This is a genomic window from Intrasporangium chromatireducens Q5-1 (genome assembly GCF_000576575.1).
Classification (GTDB): Bacteria; Actinomycetota; Actinomycetes; order Actinomycetales; family Dermatophilaceae; genus Intrasporangium_A; species Intrasporangium_A chromatireducens.
The window spans coordinates 1-2,857 of sequence record NZ_AWQS01000360.1 but is presented as its reverse complement, the minus strand read 5'-3'; the positions used below and the strand labels follow the sequence as shown (position 1 = coordinate 2,857).

At 68.0% G+C, this 2,857-nt stretch carries 4 protein-coding genes and 1 pseudogene; all 5 read right to left on the bottom strand.

Annotated elements, in window-relative coordinates; all coding sequences use genetic code 11:
* Positions 1 to 1,011, bottom strand: a 1,011-nt coding sequence (locus N864_RS20970; protein ID WP_034721964.1) for a recombinase family protein, incomplete at its 3' end; no start/stop codon positions are given.
* Positions 1,012 to 1,207: 196 nt separating this feature from the next.
* A complete protein-coding gene (locus N864_RS20965; RefSeq protein ID WP_228389097.1) occupies positions 1,208 to 1,462 on the bottom strand; it encodes a hypothetical protein in 255 nt (84 codons plus the stop codon).
* On the bottom strand, positions 1,462 to 2,076 hold the full coding sequence (locus N864_RS20960) for a hypothetical protein (protein ID WP_081794102.1): 615 nt from the start codon (positions 2,074 to 2,076) through the stop codon (positions 1,462 to 1,464). The genes N864_RS20965 and N864_RS20960 overlap by 1 nt, the downstream gene beginning before the upstream one ends.
* A 16-nt stretch (positions 2,077 to 2,092) precedes the next feature.
* Complete coding sequence (locus N864_RS20955; RefSeq protein WP_034721960.1) at positions 2,093 to 2,554, bottom strand: single-stranded DNA-binding protein; 462 nt, start codon at positions 2,552 to 2,554, stop codon at positions 2,093 to 2,095.
* 77 nt (positions 2,555 to 2,631) lie between these two features.
* Positions 2,632 to 2,857: pseudogene (locus N864_RS20950) on the bottom strand (type VI secretion protein); the annotation flags it as partial.

Genomic DNA, 2,857 nt, shown 5'->3' with positions numbered 1-2,857 from the left:
GTAGACGTTGCCGTGGCGGTTCTTCGCGTTCGAGACCATCAGCCGGGAGCCGCAGGCGCCGCAGAACACGGTGCCTTTGAGGTAGTGGTCGTGGAGCTGGGTGGCTTCGGCGGCGCTCTTGTGGGAGGTGAGCACGGACTGCACCTGGTACCAGACCTCGGGCGGCACGAGGGGTTCGTGGCTGCCCTGGTAGCGGGTGCCGCGGTAGATCACATCGCCCTTGTAATAGGGGTTGATCAGCATCCGGTGCACCGAGGACACCGCGAGCGGCTTGCCGGGCCGTTTCGGGGTGGGCACGCTGGTCAGCCCGCGGGAGGTGAGCTCGTCGTGGAGCTGGCTGACGGTCCAGTTCCCTGAGGCGTAGGCCTTGAATGCCCACTGGATCATGGGGGCGCGTTCGGGGTCGAGTTCGACGGTGCGTGCTTCGCGGCCGAGTTCGTCGGTGGTGCGGACGTTGAGGTAGCCGATCGGGGCCTTGCCGATCGTGCCGCCGCCGGCGGCCTTCTGGGTCATGCCTTTGGTGACCTCGGTGGCGAGATTGCGGGAGTAGAACTCCGCGATGGAGGACATGATGCCGTGCAGCAGCATCCCCGAGGGGGTCTGGTCGATGTTCTCGGTGGCGGAGACGAGCATGACCCCGGCCTGTTGGAGGGCGAGGTGGATCGCGACGTCATCGCTGCGGTTGCGGGCGAGCCGGTCGACTTTGTGCACGATGCAGTAGGCGACCTTGTTGGCCTTGACGTATTGGATCATCCGCATCAGCTCGGGCCGGTCGGCGGACTTCGCAGACGCTCCGGCGTCGACGAACTCCTCAACGACGACCGCACCGAGCTGTTCGGCCTTGCGGTTGTTCGCCTCGCGTTGGGCAGGGATGGAGAATCCCTCGTCGGCTCCTCCGCGTTCGGCCTGCTCGCGGGTGGAGACGCGCAGGTAGGACACGGCTAGGGCGCCGCTGGCGGGTGGGTCAACGAGACTGCGCACCGGGTCGATGCGCAGGGATGTGGCGTTCATGGGTCCTTCTCTCACGATGGATCGGACCTCGCGCCCAGACGGATGACCGTCTGATGGGTGCTGATCGTGAGAGGAACCCCGCTGTGGGGTCCGTAGGACTAGGCCGACAGGTCGACCACGTATCGCTTGCCCGCCCCGATCCCGGGGTGGGGTTTAGGACCACAACACGCCACGCTCGACGCGAGGCTTGTCGGCTTCATTCTACCGTTGCGCCCTCGACCGGGCGAGGAACGTCGTCGCCTGCGGGCGTGGCCACGGTTGCCGGGCGGTAGGTGTCCGGGGGTTCGGCGGCGCGACGGTCGATGCGGGACTGTCCGCTCTCCTGCAAGGTCAGGCGGATCAGCACTTCGCAGAGCTTGTGCAGGTCGGGGGCATCGCGATGCACCGGCCGGACCGAGAACTTGCGGTCCTCGTAGCGGCGCCGGTTCGTCCTTTTCACATACGTGCCCATCAGCCCAACACCTCCCCGGTGTCGGGATCTACGTCGGCGCCGGCGTAGAAGGCGTCCTCGGCGGCGCGGCGCTCGGCGACCTGTGCAGCGACGTAGTCCACGAAGTCGCGGTCGCGGTCGGCGACGAACACGTCCTCGACCGGCTCGGGCGGTTCCTCGCCGGGCCAGGCGGTCTGCCGAGTGGGCCGGTCGCGGTCCAGGCGGGTGCCGGAGGCAGCGACCCATTCGCGCAGCCGGGCGCGGGCGTCGGCGAAGTCGCGGTGCCACCCGAACGGGGCGGACCCGTCTTGTTCGGGGTGGTAGGCGCACAGCCAGTGCAGATGGAGAGCTGACAGTTCCCAAACGAGTTCGTCGTGGCGGTGCCAGAACGGCGGGATCACGCTGGCGGGCAGCCCGTAGGTGCGGCGCAGCCTCTCCACCCACCGGTTCAGGGCGTACCACTCCTTTTCGAGCACGTCGGCGCGCAGCAGGTACCAGTTCACCGGTCCAGGCGGGCCGGCATCCTCCTCACCCTCGTCCTCGGTGTCGTAGTCGTCGTCCAGGTCGATGTCGTCGGGAAAGTCCTCCGGCTCAGACTCGCTGGGACCGGGAACCATAGGGGTCTGATCAGTCATGATGCTGGCTCCCGTCTCACATGCCCATGGCCGGCGCGGAACGGGCCTGCTGACGTTCGGGCGGCTCGAAGGCAGGCGCTTGACGCTCGACGGCCTGACGTTCTGCGGCGTTACGGCGCGGGGTGCGGTCGACCTCGTAGCGGGTGCGTGCCGCGTCGTGGCCGATCCGCTTGGCGATGAACTCTTCTTCCCCGGCGACCATCTCCCCGTCGCGCTCGTACTCGGGAGTGCGGGTGTAGCCCTCGGCGATGAACTTGTCGCCCTTGGCAAACCGCTCGTGCGCGTGCTGCGCCGACCGGCCGAACATCACCATGTTGTGGTAGGTCGTCTCCAGCTGGGTGTACGACCCATCGGCCTCGCGACGGTAGTGCTCCTGCCCGAACCGGGCGTAAAACCGAGCATCACCCTTGGAGGTGTGGCTCAGCTGCGGGTCGGAGGCGATGAACCCCGATGCCGAGGTCTGAGTGTGCATGGACATGGCTGGCTCCTGCGCTCGGGCAGCCCCTCGTCACGGGGCCGCTGTGCCAGGCAGGTGCACGCCCGCCGTCCTGCGCATTACGCCGAGTGGTTGGGGCGGCGCAGCAGTTCCTCGATCTCGCCGCGGTTCGTTTTCAGCTGGGCGGCGTCGGGCCGGGCTGGCCACGGGGTCAGGTCGGTGACGATGGGTGGTGCGGCGCGCAGCAGGGTGACGGCGGTGCCAAAGGGCAGGGTCCGTAGTCGGTCGGGCGGGAAGATCGACACCCGCCGCACGGAGCGTTGGTTCTGCCGGGTGCCGTGATCG